At 65.4% G+C, this 25,748-nt stretch carries 22 protein-coding genes; 12 read left to right on the top strand and 10 right to left on the bottom strand.

Annotated elements, in window-relative coordinates; translation table 11 throughout:
- Positions 1 to 23: 23 nt before the first annotated feature.
- Together CH256_RS18465 and CH256_RS18460 are read left to right on the top strand one after the other, a co-directional pair.
- Positions 24 to 2,834: an aconitate hydratase gene (locus CH256_RS18465; RefSeq protein WP_068050501.1), complete on the top strand. Its 2,811-nt coding sequence runs from the start codon at positions 24 to 26 to the stop codon at positions 2,832 to 2,834.
- Between the two features lie 113 nt (positions 2,835 to 2,947).
- Positions 2,948 to 3,523 carry a TetR/AcrR family transcriptional regulator gene (locus CH256_RS18460; protein WP_068282405.1) on the top strand — a complete coding sequence of 192 codons (576 nt, stop codon included), beginning with the start codon at positions 2,948 to 2,950 and terminating at the stop codon, positions 3,521 to 3,523.
- A 14-nt stretch (positions 3,524 to 3,537) separates the two neighbouring features.
- Here the strand turns inward: CH256_RS18460 and CH256_RS18455 are convergent, their stop codons facing one another.
- Positions 3,538 to 5,169 carry an ABC-F family ATP-binding cassette domain-containing protein gene (locus CH256_RS18455; RefSeq protein WP_068050503.1) on the bottom strand — a complete coding sequence of 544 codons (1,632 nt, stop codon included), beginning with the start codon at positions 5,167 to 5,169 and terminating at the stop codon, positions 3,538 to 3,540.
- A gap of 155 nt (positions 5,170 to 5,324) precedes the next feature.
- Here CH256_RS18455 and CH256_RS18450 point away from each other — a divergent pair, with 155 nt between their 5' ends.
- The 3 genes from CH256_RS18450 to ku are packed head-to-tail and all read left to right on the top strand — an operon-like array spanning position 5,325 to position 8,245.
- Positions 5,325 to 6,113, top strand: coding sequence for an SDR family oxidoreductase (locus CH256_RS18450; protein ID WP_068050504.1), 789 nt, complete (start codon positions 5,325 to 5,327; stop codon positions 6,111 to 6,113).
- The gene (locus CH256_RS18445; RefSeq protein WP_094670232.1) at positions 6,110 to 7,255 is read left to right on the top strand and encodes a lycopene cyclase family protein; all 1,146 of its coding nucleotides are present in this window, start codon (positions 6,110 to 6,112) and stop codon (positions 7,253 to 7,255) included. The genes CH256_RS18450 and CH256_RS18445 overlap by 4 nt, the downstream gene beginning before the upstream one ends.
- A 51-nt stretch (positions 7,256 to 7,306) precedes the next feature.
- Positions 7,307 to 8,245: a non-homologous end joining protein Ku gene (ku, locus tag CH256_RS18440; RefSeq protein ID WP_068050506.1), complete on the top strand. Its 939-nt coding sequence runs from the start codon at positions 7,307 to 7,309 to the stop codon at positions 8,243 to 8,245.
- A gap of 21 nt (positions 8,246 to 8,266) precedes the next feature.
- Here the strand turns inward: ku and CH256_RS18435 are convergent, their stop codons facing one another.
- The 7 genes from CH256_RS18435 to CH256_RS18405 are packed head-to-tail and all read right to left on the bottom strand — an operon-like array spanning position 8,267 to position 14,672.
- On the bottom strand, positions 8,267 to 8,653 hold the full coding sequence (locus CH256_RS18435; RefSeq protein ID WP_068050507.1) for a metal-sulfur cluster assembly factor: 387 nt from the start codon (positions 8,651 to 8,653) through the stop codon (positions 8,267 to 8,269).
- 2 nt (positions 8,654 to 8,655) lie between these two features.
- The gene (gene sufU, locus CH256_RS18430; RefSeq protein WP_094670231.1) at positions 8,656 to 9,147 is read right to left on the bottom strand and encodes a Fe-S cluster assembly sulfur transfer protein SufU; all 492 of its coding nucleotides are present in this window, start codon (positions 9,145 to 9,147) and stop codon (positions 8,656 to 8,658) included.
- Entirely contained in the window at positions 9,148 to 10,449 is a 1,302-nt protein-coding gene (locus CH256_RS18425) for a cysteine desulfurase (RefSeq protein WP_094670230.1), read from the bottom strand. It lies immediately after the preceding gene.
- Between the two features lie 2 nt (positions 10,450 to 10,451).
- Positions 10,452 to 11,228 (bottom strand): Fe-S cluster assembly ATPase SufC, encoded by a 777-nt coding sequence (sufC, locus tag CH256_RS18420; RefSeq protein ID WP_094641863.1) that lies wholly within the window; start codon positions 11,226 to 11,228, stop codon positions 10,452 to 10,454.
- A gap of 40 nt (positions 11,229 to 11,268) precedes the next feature.
- Positions 11,269 to 12,459, bottom strand: coding sequence for a Fe-S cluster assembly protein SufD (gene sufD, locus CH256_RS18415; RefSeq protein ID WP_094642369.1), 1,191 nt, complete (start codon positions 12,457 to 12,459; stop codon positions 11,269 to 11,271).
- A gap of 24 nt (positions 12,460 to 12,483) precedes the next feature.
- On the bottom strand, positions 12,484 to 13,929 hold the full coding sequence (gene sufB, locus CH256_RS18410; protein ID WP_032377835.1) for a Fe-S cluster assembly protein SufB: 1,446 nt from the start codon (positions 13,927 to 13,929) through the stop codon (positions 12,484 to 12,486).
- Positions 13,926 to 14,672, bottom strand: a complete 747-nt coding sequence (locus CH256_RS18405) for a helix-turn-helix transcriptional regulator (RefSeq protein WP_373454846.1) — start codon at positions 14,670 to 14,672, stop codon at positions 13,926 to 13,928. The genes sufB and CH256_RS18405 overlap by 4 nt, the downstream gene beginning before the upstream one ends.
- A gap of 286 nt (positions 14,673 to 14,958) precedes the next feature.
- Between CH256_RS18405 and mptB the strand changes: the two genes are divergently transcribed.
- Genes mptB through CH256_RS18385 form a run of 4 tightly spaced genes read left to right on the top strand, consistent with a single transcriptional unit; the run spans position 14,959 to position 19,460 of the window.
- Complete coding sequence (gene mptB, locus CH256_RS18400; protein WP_373454845.1) at positions 14,959 to 16,662, top strand: polyprenol phosphomannose-dependent alpha 1,6 mannosyltransferase MptB; 1,704 nt, start codon at positions 14,959 to 14,961, stop codon at positions 16,660 to 16,662.
- A complete protein-coding gene (locus CH256_RS18395) occupies positions 16,659 to 17,603 on the top strand; it encodes an ABC transporter ATP-binding protein (protein ID WP_176460513.1) in 945 nt (314 codons plus the stop codon). Before mptB ends, CH256_RS18395 begins: the two co-directional genes overlap by 4 nt.
- 2 nt (positions 17,604 to 17,605) lie before the next feature.
- Positions 17,606 to 18,400: an ABC transporter permease gene (locus CH256_RS18390; protein WP_373454844.1), complete on the top strand. Its 795-nt coding sequence runs from the start codon at positions 17,606 to 17,608 to the stop codon at positions 18,398 to 18,400.
- Between the two features lie 55 nt (positions 18,401 to 18,455).
- The gene (locus CH256_RS18385) at positions 18,456 to 19,460 is read left to right on the top strand and encodes a COX15/CtaA family protein (protein ID WP_094670228.1); all 1,005 of its coding nucleotides are present in this window, start codon (positions 18,456 to 18,458) and stop codon (positions 19,458 to 19,460) included.
- A gap of 139 nt (positions 19,461 to 19,599) precedes the next feature.
- Here CH256_RS18385 and CH256_RS18380 read toward each other — a convergent pair whose 3' ends face one another.
- The gene (locus CH256_RS18380; RefSeq protein ID WP_068050522.1) at positions 19,600 to 19,971 is read right to left on the bottom strand and encodes a hypothetical protein; all 372 of its coding nucleotides are present in this window, start codon (positions 19,969 to 19,971) and stop codon (positions 19,600 to 19,602) included.
- Positions 19,972 to 20,107: 136 nt separating this feature from the next.
- Here CH256_RS18380 and CH256_RS18375 point away from each other — a divergent pair, with 136 nt between their 5' ends.
- Positions 20,108 to 21,073 (top strand): quinone oxidoreductase family protein, encoded by a 966-nt coding sequence (locus CH256_RS18375; protein ID WP_094641869.1) that lies wholly within the window; start codon positions 20,108 to 20,110, stop codon positions 21,071 to 21,073.
- Between the two features lie 24 nt (positions 21,074 to 21,097).
- Here the strand turns inward: CH256_RS18375 and CH256_RS18370 are convergent, their stop codons facing one another.
- Positions 21,098 to 22,105 (bottom strand): heme o synthase, encoded by a 1,008-nt coding sequence (locus CH256_RS18370; RefSeq protein WP_068050518.1) that lies wholly within the window; start codon positions 22,103 to 22,105, stop codon positions 21,098 to 21,100.
- A 411-nt stretch (positions 22,106 to 22,516) separates the two neighbouring features.
- Here CH256_RS18370 and tkt point away from each other — a divergent pair, with 411 nt between their 5' ends.
- Complete coding sequence (gene tkt, locus CH256_RS18365) at positions 22,517 to 24,616, top strand: transketolase (protein ID WP_068050519.1); 2,100 nt, start codon at positions 22,517 to 22,519, stop codon at positions 24,614 to 24,616.
- Positions 24,617 to 24,619: 3 nt separating this feature from the next.
- Positions 24,620 to 25,744 carry a transaldolase gene (tal, locus tag CH256_RS18360; RefSeq protein WP_094641871.1) on the top strand — a complete coding sequence of 375 codons (1,125 nt, stop codon included), beginning with the start codon at positions 24,620 to 24,622 and terminating at the stop codon, positions 25,742 to 25,744.
- Positions 25,745 to 25,748 lie beyond the last annotated feature (4 nt).

The raw sequence follows: 25,748 nt of genomic DNA, 5'->3' as shown, positions 1-25,748 counted from the left end.
CCTCATAGACGAGTGGAGCTGAAGTGACCGCAAGTAAAGATTCATTCGGTGCAAAGGGCACCCTCGAAGTCGGCGAGAACTCGTACGAGATCTTCCGACTGTCGGCTTTGCCCGGTGCCGAGAAGTTGCCCTACGCACTGAAGGTCCTCGCGGAGAACCTCCTTCGCACCGAGGACGGTGCGAACATCACCGCCGACCACATTCGTTCGATTGCCTCGTGGGATCCGTCCGCAGAGCCGAGCTTCGAAATCCAGTTCACCCCTGCACGCGTCATCATGCAGGACTTCACCGGTGTTCCGTGCATCGTCGACCTCGCCACCATGCGTGAAGCCGTCACCACCCTGGGCGGCGACCCCAACAAGGTCAACCCCCTCTCCCCCGCCGACATGGTCATCGACCACTCGGTCATCCTCGACGTCTTCGGCCGCGCCGATGCTCTCGAGCGCAACGTCGACCTCGAGTACGAGCGCAACGGTGAGCGCTACCAGTTCCTGCGTTGGGGACAGGGCGCATTCGACGACTTCAAGGTCGTCCCCCCGGGCATGGGCATCGTGCACCAGGTCAACATCGAGTACCTCGCACCGACGATCATGACCCGCAAGGGCCAGGCCTACCCCGACACCTGTGTCGGCACCGACTCGCACACCACGATGGTCAACGGCCTCGGCGTGTTGGGCTGGGGCGTCGGCGGCATCGAGGCAGAGGCGGCCATGCTCGGCCAGCCCGTCTCGATGCTCATCCCCCGCGTCGTCGGCTTCAAGCTCTCCGGTGAGATCCAGCCCGGCGTCACCGCGACCGACGTGGTGCTGACCGCAACCGAGATGCTGCGCAAGCACGGCGTCGTCGGCAAGTTCGTGGAGTTCTACGGCGAAGGCGTGGCCGAGGTTCCGCTGGCGAACCGCGCCACCCTGGGCAACATGAGCCCCGAGTTCGGTTCCACCGCAGCGATCTTCCCGATCGACGAGGAAACCATCAACTACCTGCGCCTGACCGGCCGCAGCGACGAGCAGCTCGCTCTCGTCGAGGCGTACGCCAAGGAACAGGGCATGTGGCACGACCCGAAGAACGAGGCCGTGTACTCCGAGTACATCGAGCTCGACCTCAACACGGTCGTTCCGTCCATCGCAGGCCCGAAGCGCCCGCAGGACCGAATCCTGTTGTCCGAGTCCAAGGTTGCGTTCCGCAAGGACATCCACAACTACGTCGAGGAGAACCACCCCAAGCACGAGGGTGACAGCAAGCTCGACGAGGCCCTCGACGAATCCTTCCCGGCCAGCGACTCCGCGTCGCTGAGCTTCGCCGAAGAGGATTCCGTCGACGTGCGTTCTGCCGCATACGGTTCCGAGGGTCGCCCGAGCAAGCCGGTTCGCGTCACCACCGACGAGGCAGGCGAATTCGTGCTCGATCACGGCGCCGTCGTGGTCGCGGGCATCACCTCCTGCACCAACACCTCGAACCCGTCGGTCATGCTCGGCGCAGCACTGCTCGCCCGCAACGCCGTCGAGAAGGGCCTGTCCACCAAGCCCTGGGTCAAGACCAACATGGCACCCGGCTCGCAGGTCGTCACCGACTACTACGAGAAGGCCGGCCTCTGGCCGTACCTCGAGAAGCTCGGCTACTACCTCGGCGGTTACGGCTGCACCACGTGCATCGGCAACACCGGTCCCTTGCTCGAGCCGATCTCGAAGGCGATCAACGACAACGACCTCTCGGTCACCGCTGTGCTGTCGGGTAACCGCAACTTCGAGGGCCGCATCTCCCCCGACGTCAAGATGAACTACCTGGCCTCACCGCCGCTGGTCATCGCGTACGGCCTCGCGGGCACGATGGACTTCGACTTCGAGACCGACGCCCTCGGTGAGGATCACGAGGGCAACCCGGTGTTCCTGAAGGACATCTGGCCGTCCACGCAGGAGATCGAAGAGACCATCCAGTCCTCGATCAGCCGGGACATGTTCACCAAGTCCTACGACACCATCTTCGCCGGCGACAGCCGCTGGCAGAACCTCTCCACCCCCGAGGGCGACACGTTCGAGTGGGATCCCAACTCCACGTACGTGCGCAAGCCTCCGTACTTCGACGGCATGACGATGGATCCGGCTCCGGTCGAGGACATCAAGGGCGCACGCGTGCTGGCCCTGCTCGGCGATTCGGTCACCACCGACCACATCAGCCCGGCAGGCCCCATCAAGGCAGGCACGCCTGCCGCGCAGTACCTCGATTCGCACGGTGTCGAGCGCAAGGACTACAACTCGCTCGGTTCGCGTCGTGGAAACCACGAGGTCATGATTCGCGGAACGTTCGCGAACATTCGCCTGAAGAACCAGCTCCTCGACGACGTCTCGGGCGGCTACACCCGTGACTTCACGCAGGACGGTGGACCGCAGTCCTTCATCTACGACGCATCGCAGAACTACCAGAAGGCCGGCATCCCGCTGGTCGTGCTGGGCGGCAAGGAGTACGGCAGCGGCTCCTCGCGCGACTGGGCGGCCAAGGGCACATCGCTCCTCGGCGTCAAGGCCGTCATCACCGAGTCGTTCGAGCGCATCCACCGCTCCAACCTCATCGGCATGGGCGTCGTTCCCCTGCAGTTCCCGGCCGGTGAGAGCGCAGCGTCGCTCAAGCTGGACGGCACCGAGACGTTCGACATCGTCGGCGTCGCGAAGCTGAACGAAGGCACCACCCCGAAGACGATGACCGTCATCGCCACCAAGGAAGACGGCTCCAAGGTCGAATTCGAGGCTGTGGTTCGCATCGACACCCCGGGTGAAGCGGACTACTACCGCAACGGCGGCATCCTGCAGTACGTGCTGCGCAACATGATCAGAGGCTGAGTGCGCGTCGTCTGACGTATGCCTCGAACGGCGATGGGCCCGGAACCGACAACGTGTTTCCGGGCCCATCGCCGTATCGGTCGAGGCCCTCATCGAAAGTAGGAAACCCACACGTGCCCAAGGTCAGCGAAGACCACCTGGCCGCCCGTCGAAGCGAAATTCTCGACGGCGCGCGCAAGTGCTTCGGCGAGTTCGGTTACGAGGGCGCGACGGTACGGCGCCTGGAAGAGGCCACCGGCCTGTCGCGCGGAGCCATCTTCCACCACTTCAAGGACAAGGACGGTCTCTTCCTCGCGCTGGCGCAGGAAGATGCCCGACGCATGGCAGAGGTCGCGTCCACCCAGGGTCTGGTGCAGGTGATGCGAGACATGTTGGCGCAACCCGAACAATTCGAGTGGCTCGGAACGCGGCTCGAGATCACCCGACGACTACGCACGGACGCGGACTTCCGGAGCAGCTGGGCCGAACGGTCTGCAGAGCTCACCGACGCGACACTGGGGCGACTCGAGCGTCAGAAGACCGCAGGAAGACTGCGCGACGACATTCCCAACGACGTTCTCGCCGACTACCTGGATCTCGTGTTGGACGGCTTGGTGGCGCGCATCGCGTCGGGTCACGGCAGGTCCAACCTCTCGGCGATCCTGGACCTTGTCGAGGAATCGGTTCGCAGGCAAGACCGGTCGGAATGACCCCGGCGAGCGGGTCAGGCCAGCTGGATCAGTTCCAGGTACTCCTGCGACCAGTGGTCCTCGGTACCGTCGGGAAGCAGAATCACCCGCTCGGGTGAGAGCGCTTCGGCGGCACCGGGATCGTGCGTGACCAGCACGACGGCACCCTTGTAGCTGCGGAGCGCGTCGAGGACCTGCTCGCGTGAGATCGGGTCGAGGTTGTTGGTCGGTTCATCGAGCAGCAGCACGTTCGCCGCCGAGGACACCAATCCGGCGAGTGCCAGGCGGGTCTTCTCACCGCCCGACAGTGTCCCTGCAGGCTGGTCGAGCTGGGGTCCGGTGAACATGAAGGCTCCCAGCAGCGACCGCAGTTCCTGCTCGCCGGTGTCCGGTGCCGCGTGCCGGATGTTCTCCCAGACCGACGCGTGATCGTCGAGGGTGTCGTGCTCCTGTGCGAAGTATCCGACGCGCATGCCGTGGCCGGGTTCGATCTCGCCGGTGTCGGCCTTCTCGGTTCCGGCGAGGATTCGCAGCAGCGTCGTCTTGCCTGCACCGTTGAGCCCGAGCACCACTACACGGCTGCCTCGGTCGATGGCCAGGTCGACGCCCGCGAAGATTTCCAGCGATCCGTACATCTTGGTGAGGTTCTTCGCCATCAGCGGCGTCTTGCCGCACGGTGCGGGCTCGGGGAAACGGATGTGCGCCACCTTGTCGGACACCCGCTCGGCGTCGAGGTTGGCGAGCAGCTTGTCCGCGCGCTTTGCCATGTTCTGTGCCGCAACGGCTTTCGTTGCCTTGGCCCCCATCTTGGCGGCCTGCACTCGCAGTGCGCCGGCCTTCTTCTCCGCGTTGGCGCGCTCACGGCGGCGACGTTGCTCGTCCGTGGCGCGGGCGTCGAGGTACTTCTTCCAGTTCATGTTGTAGATGTCGGCTTCGCCGCGCACTGCGTCGAGGAACCACACCCGGTTCACCACGTCTCCGAGCAGTTCGACATCGTGACTGATCACGATGAGTCCGCCCTCGTGGCTCTGCAGGAATCCGCGCAACCAGGTGATGGAATCGGCGTCGAGGTGGTTGGTGGGCTCGTCGAGCAGCAATGTGGTGTTCGAGCGTCCGCCACTGCCGTCGGACGCGGCGAACAGAATTCGAGCCAGTTCGACGCGTCGGCGCTGACCACCGGAGAGGGTCCGCAGCGGTTGACCGAGGATGCGGTCGGCCAGACCGAGGCTGTTGCAGATTCGGGCCGCCTCGCTCTCGGCCTCGTAGCCGCCGAGGGATGCGAACCGCTCTTCGAGTTCGCCGTACTTGCGCACGGCCTTGTCGAGCAGCGCCTCGTCTGCGACCTCGGCCATCAGTGCCTGCTGCTTCTCCATGCTGTGCAGGAGGGTGTCCAGGCCCCGGGCCGAGAGCACTCGATCCTTGGCCAGCACGTCGAGGTCGCCCTCTTTGGGATCCTGCGGAAGGTAGCCGAGCTCTCCGGTACGCACGACCTCGCCCGCGTACGGCTCACCCTCACCTGCCAGGATGCGCAGCGTGGTGGTCTTGCCTGCACCGTTGCGGCCCACCAACCCGATGCGGTCGCCTGCCTGTACGCGGAGCGCGGGCCCCTCGGTGGACAGAAGGGTCCGCACACCGGCACGAACTTCCAGGTCGGTGGCGGTGATCACGCGTGCGCTCCTAGCGTTTGCCGAACAAGACCGTTGCCCGTCGACCGACGGGCGAACTCAGGTGTGCCGTCGAACGGCACAGCAAACCCCCATTTTAGCTCAGCATTCACGTGCCCTCACCCAGGAACGACGGTGACACCGGTAACGTCTGATCGATGACCGACGCCCCCGAAACCGTCAGCCCGTCCAGCGCGCCGATCCCCGACCTGGCCGGGCGCACCGCACTCGTCACCGGCGGCAGCCGAGGCATCGGCAAGGCCATCGCCGCGGAACTGCTCGCTCGCGGCGCGAACGTCGCCATCACCGCCCGCAAGCGCGAACCACTCGTTGCGGCGGCAGCAGAGCTCGGCGATTCCGTGCTCGCGATCGACGGCAACGCAGGCGACCCGGAGCACCGACGCACCGCGGTGGCGAGCACGGTGGAGACCTTCGGTTCGCTGGACATCCTGGTCAACAACACCGGTATCAATCCCGTCTACGGTTCGCTGATGGATGCCGACCTGGCGGGCGTGAGCAAGATCTTCGACACGAACGTGGTGGGGACTCTCGGCTTCGTCCAGCAGGCCTTCCATGCCTGGATGGGCGAGCACGGCGGCGCGGTCGTCAACATCGCGAGCGTGGCCGGCATCCGCTCGACCGGGGTGATCGCCGCGTACGGCGCATCCAAGGCCGCTCTGATCCGCCTCACCGAGGAGCTCGCCTGGCAGCTCGGTCCGAAAATTCGCGTCAATGCCGTGGCACCGGGCGTGGTGAAGACCAAATTCGCCGAGGCCCTCGTCGCCAACGGAGAAGACGCGGCAGCGGCCGGCTACCCGATGAAGCGCCTGGGAAATCCGGAGGATGTCGCTGCGTTGGTGGCCTTCCTGGTCTCGGACGCGTCGTCCTGGATCACCGGCGAGACCGTGCGCGTGGACGGTGGTTTGCTCGCCACCGGCGGAATGTGAACGATTTCTCGGCCGACGTCGCGGTCGTCGGCCTCGGTCCAGCCGGGCGGTCGGTCGCCCATCGATGTGCCGAGGCCGGACTCGATGTGATCGCAGTCGATCCACACCCGTCGCGCACGTGGACACCGACGTACTCCGCCTGGGCCGACGAGTTGCCGTCGTGGTTGCCCGAGACCGCGGTCGCCTCGACTGCGCGCAAACCCGCGGTGTGGACCGATCACCAGCGGATCATCGACAGGACGTACTGCGTGCTGGACACACCTGCGCTGCAAGCGGCCTTGTCGGTCGACCGCGTGCGGGTGCTGGCCGCGACAGCTGTCGACGTCACCGGTTCCCGGGTGACGACCGCCGACGGCTCGATCGTCGATGCCCGTCACGTCGTCGACGCCCGTGGCACACTCGATTCGCGCGACCTCGCCCAGCAGACCGCCTACGGGATCGTCGTCGAACGCGACCGCGCCGAACCGATCCTCGAAGGGGCCGACGCGTGGTTCATGGACTGGCGCACCGACAACGGCGCTCGGCACGGTGAAGCCCCGAGTTTTCTGTACGCCGTGGCACTCGACGACGATCGAATCCTGCTCGAAGAGACCTGCTTGGTGGGCCGACCCCCCCTGGAACTCGCAGTTCTTCGGTCGCGGCTGCACCACCGTCTGACCCATCGCAACCTGGAACCGACCGGCAAGGAGGATGTCGAACGAGTCCGCTTCTCGGTCGAACCGCCGCCTCGGTCCCGACTGCACACCGGGCGAGGCGGTCCGGTGCTGTTCGGGTCTCGCTCGAACCTGATGCATCCCGCCACCGGGTACAGCGTCGCGGCGTCGCTGGCGTCGGCGGATCACCTCGTCGAGCGTTTCCGAGGTGGCGGTCGGTCGCGCGCGAACCGCCCGGTGCACGTCTGGACGGTCCAGAAACTTCGTAACCTCGGACTGCGCACGGCACTGGCTCTCGAACCCGAGATGGTCCCCCAGTTCTTCACCAGCTTCTTCTCGCTCCCGGTCGAACTGCAGCGCTCCTACCTATCGGGCCACGACGACGCCTTCGGGACGATGACCGCGATGCTGAAGATGTTTCCGACGCTTCCGGCGTCGGCCAGGCTCGCGATCGCGCGCACGATCGCGCGCTCGCCGGGCCGTAGCTGAGTTTCTCGCCAACGGTCGACACACGGGCGCCCGGTCGGCGATCATGGACAGATGCGCAGCATTTGGAAGGGCTCGATCGCCTTCGGACTGGTCAATGTTCCGGTGAAGGTCTACTCGGCCACCGAGCAGCACGACATTCGGTTCCATCAGGTGCATGCGAAGGACGGCGGTCGCATCAAGTACGACCGGATCTGTCAAGAATGCGGCAAGTCGGTGCAGTTCGCCGATATCGACAAGGCCTATGACTCCCCCGACGGTGAACGCGTCATTCTCACCGACGACGACTTCGACAAGCTGCCTGCGGCGGAGAAACACGAGATTCCGGTTCTGGAATTCGTGCCGACCGAGCAGATCGATCCGATCCTGTACGACAAGAGCTACTTCCTCGAGCCGGACTCTGCCTCACCGAAGGCCTATGTGCTGCTGCGCGAGACTCTCGAAGAAACAGAGCGCACCGCGTTGGTGCATTTCACTCTGCGCCAGAAGACCCGCCTGGCCGCACTGCGCGTGCGCGACGACGTCCTGGTGATCCAGACACTGCTGTGGCCGGACGAAGTCAGGGCGGCTGAATTTCCTTCGCTCGAGGACGCGCCGTCCGCGCGCCCGCAGGAAGTGAAGATGGCGACGTCCCTCGTGGAAAGCATGTCCTCGGAATTCGATCCGACCGAGTACACGGACGACTATCAGACCGAACTGCGCAAGCTGATCGACGAGACGCTCGCCAACGGCGGTGAGAAGGTCATCCACACCGAAACGGAAAAAGACGACGACGGCGAGGACGCCGAGGTCGTCGATCTCGTGGCGGCCTTGCAGCGGAGCGTCGAGGCGGCAGGCAAGAACGCGAAGTCCGGGTCGGCCACATCGGCTCCGGCAAAGAAGGCACCCGCCAAGAAGGCAGCTGCTAAGAAGGCTCCGGCCAAGAAGGCGGCTGCGAAGAAAGCCTCGGCCAAGTCCGCCGACTCGAAAGCCGACGAAGCGAAGGGTGCGTGAGGGGGCCGATTCGGCCGTGCGTCAGACGGTGAAGCCGAGGGCCCTGAGCTGCTCGCGACCGTCGTCGGTGATCTTGTCCGGGCCCCATGGCGGCATCCAGACCCAGTTGATCTTGAGATCGGCGGCCAGTCCGCTGCGCACGAGCGCGCCGCGCGCCTGATCCTCGATGACGTCCGTCAACGGGCATGCCGCCGAGGTGAGCGTCATGTCGACGGTGACGATGTCGTCGGCGTCGATCTTGATGTCGTACACCAGTCCCAGATCGACGACATTGATTCCGAGCTCGGGATCGACGACATCGCGCATCGCTTCTTCGAGGTCCTCGAGCACCTTGATCTCGTCGGCGGTCAATTCCACCGGCGTGGTCTCGGCTGTCACTGCCTGCGTCGTCTCTGTTGCTTCGGTCATGATTACTGTCCTCCGGAAAGTGCCGACCGGGCGGTCTCGCCCGTCGTGGCTGTCGAATCTGCGTCCACTACTAGAACAACCGCGTCCTTGAAAGCCATCCATCCCAGCAGAGCGCATTTCACGCGAGCCGGATACTTGGCCACACCGGCGAACGCAATGCCATCGCCGATGACGTCCTCGTCACCCTCGACGGTACCTCTGCTGCCGACCATGTCGCTGAACGCGTCGACCGTCTTCAGCGCGTCGGCCACGCTCAGGCCGACGACCTGATCGGTGAGAACGGACGTCGCTGCCTGACTGATCGAGCAGCCCTGGCCGTCGTACGAGACGTCTGCAACGGCGCCATCCTCGATCTGAACACGCAGGGTGACCTCGTCGCCGCAGGTGGGGTTGACGTGATGTACCTCCGCGCCGAAGGGCTCACGCAGTCCACGGCCGTGCGGGTGCTTGTAGTGATCTAGGATCACTTCCTGATACATCTGTTCCATCCGCATCTAGAGCTGCCCTCCCCCGCCGTGGTCGTCGGAGCGAGCGGTTCCGAAGAACGTTTGCGCGCGGCGAATCGCCTGTGCGAGAACCTGCACTTCCTCGACCGTGTTGTACAGCGCGAACGAGGCGCGCGCTGTCGCAGCCACACCGAACCGTCGGTGCAGCGGCCACGCGCAGTGATGCCCGACGCGAATGGCGACGCCCTCGTCGTCCAGGATCTGTCCGAGGTCGTGGGCGTGAATGCCGTCGACCACGAACGACACTGCCGAACCGCGGTCGACGTTCTCGGTCGGGCCGATCACGCGAACACCGTCGATTTTCGCGAACTCGGCGAGAGTTGCTGCGACCAAAGCCTTTTCGTGCGCGGCGATGACATCGATGCCGATGTTCTCCAGGTACCGCACAGCGGCACCGAGTCCGACCACCTGCGAGGTCATGGGAACCCCGGCCTCGAATCGTTGCGGAGGCGCGGCGAACGTCGTCTTCTCCATGGTGACGGTCTCGATCATCGAACCGCCGGTGATGAACGGAGGCATCGCCGCGAGGAGCGCCGTCTTGCCGTAGAGCACGCCCACTCCCGAGGGACCGAGCATCTTGTGACCCGAGAACGCGGCGTAGTCGACATCGAGCGCGTGAAAATCGACCTTCATGTGTGGCACCGACTGGCATGCGTCGAGAACGACGAGCGCACCGACCGCCCTGGCCCGACGCACCAACTCCTCGACCGGGGCCACCGCGCCGGTCACGTTGGATTGATGCGTGAAGGCGAGAACCTTGACGGCGGAAGACAATTCGAGCGAGTCGAGATCGATGCGTCCGTCGTCGGTCACGCCGTACCAGCGCAGCGTTGCACCGGTTCGAGCAGCAAGCTCTTGCCACGGAACGAGATTGGCGTGGTGCTCGAGTTCGGTGACGACGATCTCGTCGCCGGGACCGAGGTGACGATCGAATCGTTGATCGGCAAGCACGTACGTCACGAGGTTGAGCGACTCGGTCGCGTTCTTGGTGAACACGATCTCGTCGACATCCGCCCCGACGAACGACGCGATGGCCGCGCGCGCACCCTCGTAGGCGTCGGTGGCCTCTTCGGCCAACTGATGCGCCCCGCGATGCACAGCGGCGTTGCACGTGGTCAGGAACTCACGCTCGGCGTCGAGTACCTGCACGGGCCGCTGCGAAGTGGCACCGGAATCGAGGTACACCAACGGCTTCCCGTCGCGGACGGTGCGCGAGAGGATGGGGAAATCGCGACGAACCGTGGCGACATCGAACGATGTCGCCACCGCCGCAGCTGCGGGTGCAGCCATACTCATGCTCCGGTGGTCGCGGCCTGCGCGTAACCGGCGTATCCATTGGCTTCGAGCTCGTCGGCCAGCTCTGCACCGCCGGACTTCACGATTTCGCCGTTGACGAAGACGTGGACGAAGTCGGGTTTGATGTAGCGCAGGATGCGGGTGTAGTGCGTGATCAGCAGCACTCCGCCGTCTTCACGCTCCTTGTACTTGTTGACGCCCTCGGACACCACGCGCAGAGCATCGACGTCGAGGCCGGAGTCGGTCTCGTCGAGGATGGCGATCTTCGGCTTGAGCAGTCCCAGCTGGAGAATCTCGTGACGCTTCTTCTCGCCGCCGGAGAAGCCCTCGTTGACGTTGCGCTCGAGGAAGTTGGCCTCGATCTCCAATTCGCTCATGGCGGTCTTGGCTTCCTTGACCCAGTGCCGAAGCTTGGGGGCCTCACCGCGCACGGCGGTGGCGGCGGTACGCAGGAAGTTCGACATCGAGACGCCGGGCACCTCCACCGGGTACTGCATCGCCAGGAACAGGCCGGCACGGGCGCGCTCGTCGACACTCATCTCGAGCACGTCTTCACCGTCGAGGGTGATGGTGCCGGAGGTCACCGTGTACTTGGGGTGGCCCGCGATGGCGTAGGACAGCGTGGACTTGCCGGAACCGTTGGGCCCCATGATCGCGTGCGTCTCACCGGACTTCACGGTGAGGTCGACACCCTTGAGGATGTTGATGGGCTCCGCGGTCGAGTCGGAGTTGGCGACGCTGACGTGCAGATCGCGGATTTCGAGTGTGGACATCACAGTTCCTTTGTGCAGTCGAGAAAGGTTCGGGTGAGACCTACGCGCCGGCGACGGCGAGTTCGGTCTCGATGGCGGCGTCGAGACGCTCGCGTACGGCGGGGACCGGAATCTTGTCGATGATCTCGTGGAAGAAGCCCCGGACGACGAGTCGACGAGCAACCTCCTCCGAGATGCCACGAGCGCGCAGGTAGAACAGCTGCTCGTCGTCGAACCGGCCGGTGGCGCTGGCGTGGCCTGCTCCGACGATCTCCCCGGTCTCGATCTCGAGGTTCGGCACCGAGTCGGCGCGAGCGCCGTCGGTCAGGACCAGGTTCCGGTTGAGCTCGTAGGTCTCGGTGCCCTCGGCCTCGGCTCGGATCAGAACATCTCCGATCCACACGGTGTGCGCGTCGACGGTTCCGGGTCCGGTTTCGCCCTGCAGCGCGCCCTTGTACATCACATTGGACTTGCAGTGCGGTGCCGAGTGGTCGACGAGCAGTCGCTGCTCGAGGTGCTGGCCTGCGTCGGCGAAATACACACCGAGCATGTTCGCGTCGCCGCCGGGTGCGCTGTAGCGCACGGTCGGGCTGATGCGCACCAGGTCGCCGCCGAGACTGACGTTGTAGTGCCGCAGCACGGCGTCGCGTCCGAGCATCGCGTGGTGTGCTGCGACGTGCACGGCGTCGGACTGCCAGTCCTGGATCAGTACGACGTGCAACTGCGAGCTGTCGCCGAGAACGAACTCGACGTTCTCGGCGTACGTTCCGCTACCTCGCTGGTCGATCACGACGGTGGCGCGAGCGAACGTGCCGAGCCTGATCTGCACGTGGCCGTAGGCGACGTGGTCGACACCGGGACCGTCGACGGTGATCTCGATCGGATCGGCCACCTCGACCTCGTTCGGCACGGAGACGATCGTGGCCTCGGTGAATGCGGAGAAAGCCTGCGCAGCAATACGATCGGCCGGGACCCCGGCCTTGCCCAGTCGCTCGTCGTCGCGGCCGACGGTCTCCACGACCACCGACTCCGGGGCGCCGACGGTGACCCGAGCGGCCCCGTCGGCGACAGCGGAACCGTCGTGCAAGCCGCGCAGCCGACGCAGCGGCGTGAAACGCCACAGCTCGTCACGGCCGGACGGGATCTCGAACGCATTCACGTCGTAGGACGTGAACTGAGCGCCCTTGTTCTCGACGAGCTTCGACTTGTCTTCCTTGGCCGACTCTGGATTCTCGGATGCCACAGCACCCATGACTCCGGTGAGGGGGTTGTTCACTTATCCGACCGACCCTTCCATCTGCAGCTCGATGAGCCGGTTGAGCTCGAGCGCGTATTCCATCGGCAGTTCGCGAGCGATCGGCTCGACGAAGCCGCGCACGACCATCGCCATGGCCTCGTCCTCGGTCATGCCGCGGCTCATCAGGTAGAACAACTGATCGTCGCTGACCTTCGAGACGGTGGCCTCGTGGCCCATCGACACGTCGTCCTCGCGGATGTCGACGTACGGGTACGTGTCGGAACGACTGATCGTGTCGACGAGCAACGCGTCGCACTTGACCGTCGAGCGCGAGCCGTGTGCACCCTTGTTGATCTGGATCAGACCGCGGTACGACGTCCGGCCACCGCCGCGAGCGACGGACTTGCTGACGATGTTCGAGGACGTGTGCGGTGCCAGGTGCAGCATTTTCGAGCCGGTGTCCTGGTGCTGGTCCGGGCCTGCGAACGCGACCGAGAGAACCTCACCCTTGGCGTACTCACCGGTCATCCAGACGGCCGGGTACTTCATGGTGACCTTGGAGCCGATGTTGCCGTCGACCCACTCCATGGTTGCGCCCGCCTCGGCCTTGGCACGCTTGGTGACGAGGTTGTAGACGTTGTTCGACCAGTTCTGGATGGTCGTGTAGCGGCACCGACCACCCTTCTTGACGATGATCTCGACCACGGCGGAGTGCAGCGAATCCGACTTGTAGATCGGTGCGGTGCAGCCCTCGACGTAGTGCACGTAGGCACCCTCGTCGACGATGATCAGCGTGCGCTCGAACTGACCCATGTTCTCGGTGTTGATCCGGAAGTAGGCCTGCAGCGGGATGTCCACGTGGACGCCCGGCGGGATGTAGATGAAGGATCCACCGGACCACACCGCGGTGTTGAGTGCGGAGAACTTGTTGTCGCCTGCGGGGATGACGGTGCCGAAGTACTCCCGGAACAGCTCCGGCTGCTCCTTCAGGGCGGTGTCGGTGTCGAGGAACAACACTCCCTGGGCCTCGAGATCCTCACGGATCGAGTGGTAGACCACCTCGGACTCGTACTGGGCAGCGACACCGGAGACGAGGCGCTGCTTCTCCGCCTCGGGGATGCCGAGCTTGTCGTACGTGTTCTTGATGTCTTCCGGCAGGTCTTCCCACGTGGCAGCCTGCTTCTCGCTGGACCGCACGAAGTACTTGATGTTGTCGAAGTCGATGCCGTCGAGGTTGGAACCCCAGTTCGGCATCGGCTTGCGCTCGAACGTCTTGAGCGCTTTCAGGCGCGCCTCGAGCATCCACTCGGGCTCGCTCTTCTTCTGCGAGATGTCGCGGACGACGGCCTCGGAAAGACCGCGCTTGGCGCTCTCACCGGCTACGTCCGAGTCGGCCCAGCCGTATCCGTAGGTGCCGAGCGAGGCGATGGTCTCGTCCTGGGTCAGCGGCGCGGTGGGTGTCACCTGGTCTGGTGTGACGGTCATGCGGGCTCCTTCCGGAGGCGTGGGCGTTCTCCGACACGGGGCTGCGCGTCGGGAGTCTTCTTGTCGGAACTATCGGTGTTCGAATACCGCGTCGGTGACAGCGGTACGTGCGTCGTGCATGCGCAATTGCCGTTGGCGATGGTCGCCAAACGCTGCACGTGCGTGCCGAGGATCTCGGCAAACGCGGTCTGCTCGGCCTCGCACAGCTCCGGAAACTCGGAGGCGACATGCGACACCGGGCAGTGGTGCTGGCAGATCTGCACACCGTTGCCCACCTGACGGGTGGTGGCAGAAAAGCCCGCCGCGCTGAACGCGTCGGCGATTCGGTCGGCAGCGTCCTCCACGGCATGCGCATCGGAACCCGTGGCCGGCTCCACGTCGGCCACGATGGTGTTGACGCGTTGCCGCGCGAATGTCTCGATGGCCGCATCCCCGCCGATCTTGCGTAACTGCCGCATGGCGGCACCGGCAAGATCGTCGTAGGTGTGGCCGAGACGGTTGCGTCCGGCTGCAGTGAGCTGGAAGTACTTCGCCGGTCGGCCGCGGCCCCGTTGCCGCGCACCTGCGGGGGTGGTGATGCGGGCCTCGCCCGCGTCGATGAGTGCGTCCAGGTGACGTCGGACACCCGCCGCGCTCAACCCCAGTCGAGTGCCGATGTCCGAGGCGGTGATGGGGCCTTCCTCGAGCAGCAGCGTGACCACAGCGCTCCGCGTCTGCCCCTCGGGCGCCGACGTGGGTCGCACCGACGAAACGCCTGCGCCGGAGGCCGACGACTCGACACTTCCCGGACGCACGAGCGAGCTCTCGGTTGTTTTCACAACACCAGTGTGACGGAATTGCTGTACTCGGTCCAGCAAGGGTGCCCTATGCGGGCTGCTCACCCAGCGCGGCGGCCGATGCGCATGTCGTCGGGTGGAGCACGGTGCAGGTGGTGAGCGAGTGCCCCGCTACGCTCCCACTGTGCCATCGACCGACAGTGAGCCCAGTTTCGAGAGCTCACCTTCTGCGGGCGGTCCCGGGTCTCCCCCGGTGTCCGGCACATCGAAGTCCACGCCGACTGCATTCGTCCACAGGTTCGTCGTGGCCCCGGCACGTCGAGTCATCGGCCTCGAGCCCACGCCTCCGGGCGGGGTGGTCGCCACCCTGCACGGAGACGAGCAGGAGGCACCGGGGCTGAATCCGGCGGAGACGAACCAGCTCAGGAACATCCGTCGTTTCGGTGCCGCGGGCGCACTGCTGATGGCGATCGGAGCACTCGGCGCAGGCGCGCAGCCGGTGCTGCAGAACCCGATCGCAGGCGTCCGACTTCTGAGCCTGCCGTCCCGGATGGCGACCACCGCACTGACCGTCACGATGACCGGAACCGTCATCGTGGTGCTCGCGTGGTTGCTGCTGGGAAGATTCGCGTTGGGACGCTTGCGATCGGGAGCGACCCCGCGGCGACTCACCCGCTCCCAGATGGACCGCACGTTGCTGCTGTGGATCCTGCCGTTGTGCGTGGCACCGCCGATGTTCTCGCGCGACGTCTACTCGTACCTGGCTCAGAGCGAGATCACCGCACGCGGACTCGACCCGTACGAGGTCGGTCCGGTCGATGCACTCGGGGCCGACAACGTACTGACCCGAACGGTTCCCAACATCTGGCGGGAGACCCCGGCACCCTACGGCCCACTGTTCCTGTGGATGGGGCGTGGCATCACGTACCTGACCGGCGAGAACATCGTCGCCGGCATCTTTCTGCATCGTCTGCTCGCACTGGCGGGCGTGGCGTTGATCGTCTGGTCGCTGCCCCGCCTCGCCCGACGCTGCGGGGTTGCGTCGGTGACGGCACTGTGGCTCGGTGCCGCGAACCCGTTGCTGCTGTTCCACCTGGTCGCCGGTATCCACAACGAGGCCCTGATGATCGGGCTCATGCTGGCCGGTACCGAACTGGCGCTTCGCGCGATCGAGCGCTCGGGTCCCCTCCGCAGCACCGATATTGCATTCCTCGTCGGCGGAGCAGGCCTGATCGCGCTGTCGTCTGCGATCAAGATTCCCTCGCTCATCGCACTCGGTTTCGTGGGGATGGCCCTGTCGAGGCGGTGGGGCGGGACCCTCAGATCCGTGGTGTACGCGGCAATCCTGCTCGGCTCGATCGCCGTCGCGGTCCAAGTCGCGGTGAGCCTGGGCAGTGGGCTCGGCTTCGGCTGGATCAACACTCTGGGGACCGCCGGCGTGGTGCGCAGCTGGATGTCGATTCCCACGATTCTCGGGCTGGGCACCGGATTCGTCGGTGTACTCCTCGGCCTCGGCGACCACACCACCGCCGTGTTGGGTCTCACTCGCCCGATCGCTGCCGTCGTCGCGGGAATCATCGTCGTCCGCATGCTGATCGCCGTTCTGCGCGGCCGGCTACATCCGGTCGGCGCACTCGGCGTCGCGCTCGGTGCCGTCGTCCTGCTGTTCCCCGTGGTCCAACCCTGGTACCTGCTGTGGGCGGTGATTCCGCTGGCGGCATGGGCCACCACTTCCTCGTTCCGGCGTCCGGCCATCGCCTTCTCGTCGTTGGTGAGTGTGATCCTGATGCCGAACGGCAGTGAGTACCAGCCGTTCCAGATCGTGCAGGCCGCAGTCATGACCATCCTGACGATCGCAGTGCTCTACCTGTTCACGCGAAACCGGATGCCGTGGCCCACCCGCACCGGACCACCGGCACGCGACCGCAGCGCAGACGAATACGCTGAGTCCTCGTGATCTCCGGGACGTCCGACGCGACGCAACCTGTCGTACAGCTGACCGACGTACGCAAGTCGTACGACGGTGTCAGTGCCGTCGACGGATTGAGCCTGAACATCGGCCCCGGCGAGGTTCTCGCACTGCTGGGCCCCAACGGAGCCGGAAAGACCACCACCGTCGAGATGTGCGAAGGATTCGTCGTCCCCGACGGCGGCTCGGTCCGAGTCCTCGGACTCGACCCCGTCGCGCAGTCGGCGCAGCTGCGGCCACGCATCGGCGTCATGCTCCAGGGCGGAGGTGCATACCCCGGTTCCAAAGCCGGCGAGATGCTCCAACTCGTCGCCTCGTACTCCGCCGACCCCCTCGATCCGGCATGGCTCCTCGACTGCCTCGGCCTCACCTCGGCCGTCCGCACCCCGTACCGGCGGCTCTCCGGTGGGCAGCAGCAGCGGCTCGCTCTGGCGTGCGCCATCGTCGGACGGCCCGAACTGGTGTTCCTGGACGAACCGACCGCCGGGCTCGACGCCCAGGCCCGGCTGCTCGTGTGGGAGCTGATCGACGCCCTGCGCCGAGACGGAGTCGGCGTTCTGCTCACGACACATCTGATGGACGAGGCCGAGCAGCTCGCAGACCGGCTGACGATCATCGACAACGGCCGCGTCGTCGCCTCGGGCACTCCCTCGGAGCTGACCAAGCAGGGTGCCGAGGGCCAACTGCGCTTCACCGCACCCCCTGGACTCGAACTCTCCATGCTCGACGCGGCTCTTCCCCCGGGTTACGTACCGTCGGAACCGACGCCCGGTTCCTATGTGGTCGCCGGTGTGATCGAGCCGCAGATCCTGGTGATCGTCACGTCCTGGTGTGCACAGCAGGACGTGTTGGCGACCGAACTGCAGGTCGACCAGCGCCGCCTCGAGGACGTGTTCCTCGAACTGACCGGCAGAGAATTGAGGAAGTGACCGTGCGCAGAGAAGCCCGGCTCGCCGACAACCGATTCGAGACAGGTCTGTTCGCGCCTCGCCCGCAGCCCGCGTCGGCTGCACGTATGTTGCTCGCGCAGACCCGCCTCGAGCTGAAGTTGTTGCTGCGCAACGGTGAACAGTTGCTGCTGACGATGTTCATCCCGATCACGTTGCTGATCGGATTGACCCTGCTGCCCTTCGGCGAGCTCGGCGTCGACCGAGTTGCCCGAGTGGTCCCGGCCGTGATGATGGTTGCCATCATGTCGACGGCGTTCACCGGTCAGGCGATCGCCGTCGGCTTCGATCGCCGCTACGGCGCTCTCAAGCGGCTCGGGGCGACACCACTTCCGCGGTGGGGCATCATCGGCGGCAAATCCGCCGCCGTGGTGATCGTGGTGATCCTGCAGTCGATTCTGCTCGGCTCGATCGGAGTCGCTCTCGGATGGCGCCCGAGCGCGACGGGGCTGTTGCTCGGTGCCGTCATCATCGCTCTGGGAACCGTCACCTTCGCGTCCATGGGGTTGCTGCTGGGCGGCACCCTGCGCGCCGAGATCGTGCTGGCGCTGGCGAACGTCGCCTGGTTCGTGATGCTGGGCGTCGGAAGCGCTGTGTTCGTCGACGACCAGATCCCCCAGGGACTGCAGAACGTGGCACGCATCGTTCCGTCCGGCGCACTGGGCGAGGCACTGAGCAGGGGTGTGGCGTCGTCGTTCGACGTGTTCGGTGTGGTCGTACTGCTGGTGTGGGCTGCGGTGTGCAGCACGCTCGCCGTCCGCACGTTCAAGTTCACCTGAGTCACGCTCGCTACCCAACGACGCTGTGTAGTTGATCGGCGTTTACCATCGTGGAGTGCCTTACCTCCCACGGAAGCTCTATGGCGTATTCCTGCGCGTCGTCGATCTCCTGCCACTGCCGTCGCTTCGCGTACAGCGAATTCTGGCTTTCATCGCGATCCTGACGCAGGGCGGCATCGCCGTCACCGGTGCAGTCGTTCGCGTCACCGGATCCGGTCTCGGTTGCCCCACCTGGCCGCAGTGCTTCCCCGGGAGCTTCACCCCCGTCGGAGTGTCCGAGGTGCCGATTCTGCATCAGGCCGTGGAGTTCGGTAACCGCCTGCTCACGTTCGTGGTCGTGCTCGCTGCTGCCGCTGTCGTCATCGCCGTCACCAGGGCGCGGCGTCGTCGCGGAGTGCTGTTCTTCGCGTGGCTGATGCCACTCGGTACCGTCGTGCAGGCCGTGATCGGTGGATTCACCGTGCTGACCGGACTGCTGTGGTGGACCGTCGCCGTTCACCTCGTCGTCTCGATGGCGATGGTCTGGCTGGCCACGCTGCTGTACGCCAAGGTGGGCGAGAGCGATGCGGCATCGGAGTCGACGCCGACGGTGCCCGGTGCTCTGCGAGCGCTGACGGGACTGTCCGGGATCGCTCTGGCGGGTGTGCTGATCGCGGGCACCATGGTGACCGGAGCTGGTCCGCACGCAGGCGACAAGAGCATCGAGGAACCGGTACCGCGCCTCGGTATCGAGATCGTGACGCTGGTGCACGCGCACTCGCAGTTCCTGGTCGGCTACCTGGGGCTGCTCGTCGGACTGGCCTTCGCCCTGTATGCCGTTCGTGCGCCCAAGACGGTCACGTTTCGACTCAATGTCCTGATCGTTCTGGTGTTGGCACAGTCTCTGATCGGATTGGTCCAGTACTTCACCGGGGTTCCAGCCGTACTCGTCGCCTTCCATGTGGCCGGTGCGGGCGCGTGTACCGCCGCCACCGCTGCCGTCTGGGCGGCCTGCCGAACTCGCGGCCCAGCCGCGACCGACAAGATCGAGACCGCCGAGGACGTCGCAGTTCACTCGTGACGATCGATCGATCTTCGAACAGGGTGGAGGGGCAGCCGACCTCCCCCTCAGATGGCCGACTGCCCCTCCACTGACTTCGACGCACCGGGTGCCCAGATGGTTCCCGCTGAATCGAACAAGTTTTGCGACTTTTCTCCGCTCAGACGATCGCCTGGTTACGCGCCTTCGGGAACTTCTTCTGATGGGCTACCCACCCGGCCATCTTCTCGTGGTGTCCGGGTGCCGGATTGACCGAACTGGTCAACTCGCGGTCCCATTCGGCCTCGGTCAACTGGTCGAGACCGTCGACGATCGCGCGGGCGATGGCGGTCGTCGCCACCACCTGGTCCCCCAGAACTCCGTCGGCACCGACCATGGTGAGCCGAGTCCCGGCGCGACCGACCGGCTGAATCACCACGTTGGCAGAGTTGCCGTGGTCGGCGAGGAAGCTCTTCACCGCCGCAAGCGTTCCCTTGGGAACGTCGTTCGACTCGTTCTTCTCGATGCCCGCACTGTCGATTTCGGTAGCCATGCCGACACGATACCGAGGCCGTTCGCAGTCCCCGCATCGACCCGTCCAGTCGTTACTGATCGGTAACTTCGCCCGCGTGCGTACATCGAGCGGATCGATGCCACCGGGTGCGACGCGCCGGTGTAGAACGGACTTCATGCGTGCCATTCGAATAGACAACACCGGCGGACCCGAGGTCATGAACGTCGTCGATGTTCCGATACCGACGCCAGGACCTGCTCAACTCCTGGTCAGGACGGACGCCATCGGCATCAACTACATCGATACGTACTTTCGGCGCGGCCTGTATCCGCGCGCACTCCCCTACGTTCCCGGCGACGAGGGGTCCGGAGTGATCGATCAGGTCGGGGCGGACGTCACGGACTTTGCTCCGGGAGCTCGCGTCGCCTGGGCCGCAGCACCCGGCAGCTACGCCGAATACGTCCTGGTGGACGCTTCCTCGGCCATCGCGGTTCCCGACGGTGTTCCTGCCGATCAGGCCGCCTCGGCGCTGCTCCAGGGCATGACTGCGCATTACCTGATCGAGTCCACCTATCCCGCCCAGCGGGGCGACACAGTGCTGGTACATGCAGGCGCAGGTGGCGTCGGACTGTTGTTGACGCAGATGGCGGTGGCGAAGGGCGTGAACGTGATCACCACGGTCTCCACGGATGCCAAGGCCGAGCGGTCGACGCAGGCCGGTGCCGCCCACGTGTTGCGCTACGAGGACGACATCGCCGCCCGCGTGCGTGAGATCACCGACGGTGAGGGTGTCCATGCGGTGTACGACGGCGTGGGTGCCGACACGTTCGAGGCAAGTCTTGCGTCGCTTCGGATCAGAGGGACTCTGGCTCTGTTCGGTGCCGCGAGCGGTCCCGTCCCGCCCATGGATCCGCAGCGCCTGAACGGCGCGGGCTCCCTGTTCCTGACCCGGCCCACGCTCGCACATCACATCCGAAACCGGGCCGAACTGGAGTGGCGCGCCGGAGATGTGTTCGCAGCGATGGCCAGCGGCGCTCTGACGGTCGAGATCGGTGCGCAGTACGCGCTGGAGGATGCTGCTCGGGCCCACATCGATTTGGAGTCACGCAAGACGATGGGGTCCATCGTGCTGGTTCCCTGACGCCGACTGTGCCGGACGGCTCGCTCAGGAAAGGATCTGAGCGAGCGTCTGCCAGCCGAGAACGGAGTCGACGGCCAAGCCGCAGAACACCAGTGCCAGGTATTCGTTCGAGAGAATGAACAGCTTGAGCGGCTTGACCGGTGTTCCCGCACGCACGCCTGCGTAGAGACGGTGGGCCACGACGAGGAACCACACTCCCGACGCCACAGCGACGGCTGCGTAGACGATGCCCGAGCCCGGGGCCAACGCGAGCGTTGCGGCAACGGTGGCCCACGCGTAGAGCACGATGTGCTTGGTGACCTTCGTTTCCGAGGCGACAGCAGGCAGCATCGGCACGTTGGCGGCCTGGTAGTCCTCCTTGTAGCGGAGCATGAGTGCCCAGGTGTGCGGCGGCGTCCACAGGAAGATCACCAGGAACATCACCAGCGCCTGCCACCCGATCGTGCCGGTCACGGCGGACCAACCGATCATCACCGGCATACATCCGGCCGCGCCGCCCCACACCACGTTCTGCGAGGTGCGCCGTTTGAGCACGAGCGTGTAGACGAAAATGTAGAAGCAGATCGTCACGACGGCGAGCACACCGCTGAGCAGATTCGTGGTGGCCCACAGCCAGAAGAACGAGAACACACCCAGGACGAGCCCGAAGATCAGGGCGTGCGAGACGGGCATGGCACCGCGCGCGAGTGGGCGCTTCTCGGTGCGCTTCATCACCTTGTCGATGTCTGCGTCGACGACCATGTTCAGAGTGTTGGCGCTGGCTGCGGCCAGCATTCCGCCGAAGAGGGTGGTGAGGATCAGCCAGGGATCGACGTTTCCTCGGTCGGCCAGCAGCATCGCCGGAATGGTCGTGACGAGGAGGAGTTCGATGACCCGGGGCTTCGTGAGCGCGACATACGCAAGAAAGAGTGCGAGTGCTCTGCGCGGGGCGGACGTCGCCGGCGCGGCCTGCGTGGGCTCACCCTCGTCGTCTGCTCCGAATCCGGGGCCGCCGGCGAAACCGTGTCCGCCCGGCTGCTGCCCAATTCGCACTGCGTCTCCTCGCACGACTGTCGTTCTCTGGCGCTCGGCCACTTGCTCGCATGCCACCGGCACGCGGGTTGACTCTTCATGGCGACACTTCGGCGCCTTCGCGCACGCGCCGACCCCCGCGTTCACTATCGCGGCAGCCGACGAACGTACGCCTACTACGACCGATGGTAGACGGCTGGGTTTGCACCTCCAATTCGCAGGGCACCCAAAGTGAGGAATACGTCGCCTACGAGTAACCCGCGCGCAATCGCCCGGGGGAAGGCACGACAGTAGGGTCGGACGGAACTAGGCTGGTGGGGGACGTCCTTCGGCACCGACTGCGCGCGCGCTCCACCCAGGCGCATTGCAGCGGACGCCGAGCGACGATTCCTCGGAGCCACAACTCGAACGAATGTCAGGAGATTTCTGCTCGTGTCGATCACAGACGATATTGACGTCCTCACCACGGCGCACCACCCGAGCGACTGGACGGACCTGGACACCCGAGCGGTCGACACCGTTCGTGTTCTGGCAGCGGACGCAGTGCAGAAGGTCGGCAACGGCCACCCCGGAACCGCGATGAGCCTGGCCCCTCTGGCCTACACCCTCTTTCAGCGCACCATGCGCCACGATCCCACCGACACGCACTGGATCGGCCGCGACCGATTCGTCCTCTCGTGCGGTCACTCGAGCCTGACGCTCTACCTGCAGCTCTACTTGGGCGGCTTCGGACTCGAGCTCGCCGACATCGAGGCGCTGCGCACCTACAAGTCCAAGACTCCCGGGCACCCCGAGTTCCGCCACACCGACGGCGTCGAGATCACCACCGGCCCGCTCGGTCAGGGACTCGCCTCCGCCGTGGGTATGGCCATGGCGGCGCGCCGCGAGCGTGGCCTGTTCGATCCCGAGCCCGCACTCGGCGAGAGTCCGTTCGACCACTTCATCTACGTGATCGCCTCCGACGGCGACATCGAAGAAGGCGTCACGTCCGAGGCGTCGTCGCTGGCCGGTACGCAGCAGCTCGGCAACCTGATCCTGTTCTACGACGACAACAAGATCTCGATCGAGCACTCCACCGACATCGCCCTGTCCGAGAACACGGCCGCGCGCTACGAGGCCTACGGCTGGCACGTGCAGGTGGTCGAGGGCGGTGAGAACGTGACTGCCATCGAAGAGGCCGTCGAGGCTGCCAAGGCTGTCACCGACAAGCCGTCGATCATCGTCCTGCGCACCATCATCGGTTTCCCGGCCCCCACCATGATGAACACCGGTGCTGTTCACGGTGCCGCACTGGGCGACGAGGAGATCGCTAAGGTCAAGCAGGCACTCGATTTCGACCCCGCCAAGACGTTCGAGGTCACCGACGAGGTCATCGGCCACACCCGCAAGCTGCAGGAACGCGGCCGTAAGGCTCACGCCGAGTGGACCGTCGAATTCGACGCCTGGGCCGCGCGCGAGCCCGAGCGCAAGAAGCTACTGGACCGCCTGACCCAGGGCACGTTGCCCGAGAACTGGACCGACGTTCTGCCCACCTGGGAGCCCGGCAGCAAAGCCGTCGCGACACGTGCGGCGTCGGGCGAGGTCCTCAACGCCGTCGGACCTGTCCTCCCGGAGCTGTGGGGCGGCTCCGCTGACCTGGCCGGCAGCAACAACACCACGATGAAGGGTGCGAAGTCCTTCGGCCCCACGTCGATCTCCACCGACGACTGGGACGCCGAGCCGTACGGCCGCACGCTGCACTTCGGCATCCGTGAGCACGCGATGGGTGCCATCCTGTCCGGCATCGTCATGCACGGCCCGACCCGCGCATACGGCGGAACGTTCATGCAGTTCAGCGACTACATGCGGCCGGCAGTTCGACTCGCGTCGTTGATGGACATCGACCCCATCTACGTGTGGACGCACGACTCCATCGGCCTCGGCGAGGACGGACCGACGCACCAGCCGGTCGAGCATCTCGCGGCGCTGCGGGCGATTCCGAACCTGTCGGTGGTTCGCCCCGGTGACGCCAACGAAACCGCATTCGCATGGCAGGCCGTGCTGGCCAAGTCCAGCAGCAGCGGACCCGTCGGTCTCGCGCTGACGCGTCAGGGCATCCCGATTCTCGAGGGCACCAGCTACGAGGGCGTCTCGAAGGGTGGATACATTCTCGTCGAGTCGTCCAAGGCGACCCCGGACGTCGTCCTGATCGGCACCGGCTCCGAGCTGCAGTACGCCGTGGAGGCGCAGAAGCAGCTCGAGGCGCAGGGCATCGCCGCCCGCGTCGTCTCGATGCCGTGCGTCGAGTGGTTCGAGAGCCAGGATCAGAACTACCGCGATCAGGTGATCCCGCCCACCGTCAAGGCCCGGGTGTCGATCGAGGCCGGCATCGCGATGCCGTGGTGGAAGATCGTCGGTGGCTTCGGCGAGATCATCTCGCTCGAGCACTACGGCGAATCTGCCGACGCTGCAACACTTTTCCGCGAGTTCGGCTTCACGGCCGAGGCCGTCACCGCAGCCGCACAGCGCTCCATCACCAATGTGAAGGGATAATTCATGACCCAGAACAAGAATCTTGCAGAGCTCTCCGCCGCCGGCATCTCGGTATGGCTGGACGACCTGTCCCGCGACCGCATCCGCTCGGGCAACCTCCAGGACCTGATCGACACCAAGAGCGTCGTCGGAGTGACCACCAACCCGTCGATCTTCCAGGCAGCCCTGAGCACGGGCGAGGCCTACGACGAGCAGGTGACCAAGCTCGCCGGTGAAGGTGCCGACGTCGAGACCACGATCCGCACGGTCACCACGGACGACGTCCGGGAAGCATGCGACATCCTGATGCCTCAGTACGAGGCGAGTGCAGGCGTCGACGGCCGGGTGTCGATCGAGGTCGATCCCCGCATGGCCCACGACGCCGACAAGACGTACGAGCAGGCCGTCGAGCTGTGGAAGATCGTCGACCGCCCGAACCTGCTCATCAAGATTCCGGCCACCGAGGCCGGAATTCCCGCAATCGCCAAGGTGATCGGCGAGGGCATCAGCGTCAACGTCACGCTGATCTTCTCCGTCGAGCGCTACGAGCTGGTGATGAACGCGTACCTCGAGGGTCTTGAGAAGGCCCGCGCGGCCGGTCACGACCTCGACAAGATCCACTCGGTCGCGTCGTTCTTCGTCTCCCGCGTGGACAGCGAGATCGATTCCCGACTCGATGCGATCGGCACTCCCGATGCCGAGGCGCTCAAGGGCAAGGCCGCGCTGGCCAATGCTCGTCTCGCATACGTGGCGTACCAGCAGATCTTCGAGGTCGCTCCTCGGTTCCGCGAGCTCGTCGGCAGTGGCGCACGTCCGCAGCGTCCGCTGTGGGCCTCGACCGGCGTCAAGTCCGACGCCTACCCCGACACCATGTACGTCACCGAGCTCGTCTCGCCGAACACGGTGAACACGATGCCGGAGAAGACCATGGACGCGGTTGCCGATCACGGCGAGATCGTCGGCGACACGGTCTCGGGCAAGGGACCGGAATCCCAGGAGATCTTCGACCGCATCTCGGCACTGGGTATCGACATCTCCGATGTCTTCCTGACGTTGGAGAACGAAGGCGTCCAGAAGTTCGAGGCTGCCTGGAACGAGTTGCTCGAGGCCACCGGCGAACAGCTTCGCCAAGCAGGTCAGAAGAGCTGATCGA

Source organism: Rhodococcus sp. 05-2254-6, from assembly GCF_002258565.1.
GTDB lineage: Bacteria > Actinomycetota > Actinomycetes > Mycobacteriales > Mycobacteriaceae > Rhodococcoides.
This window is presented reverse-complemented; position numbering and strand designations above follow the sequence as displayed.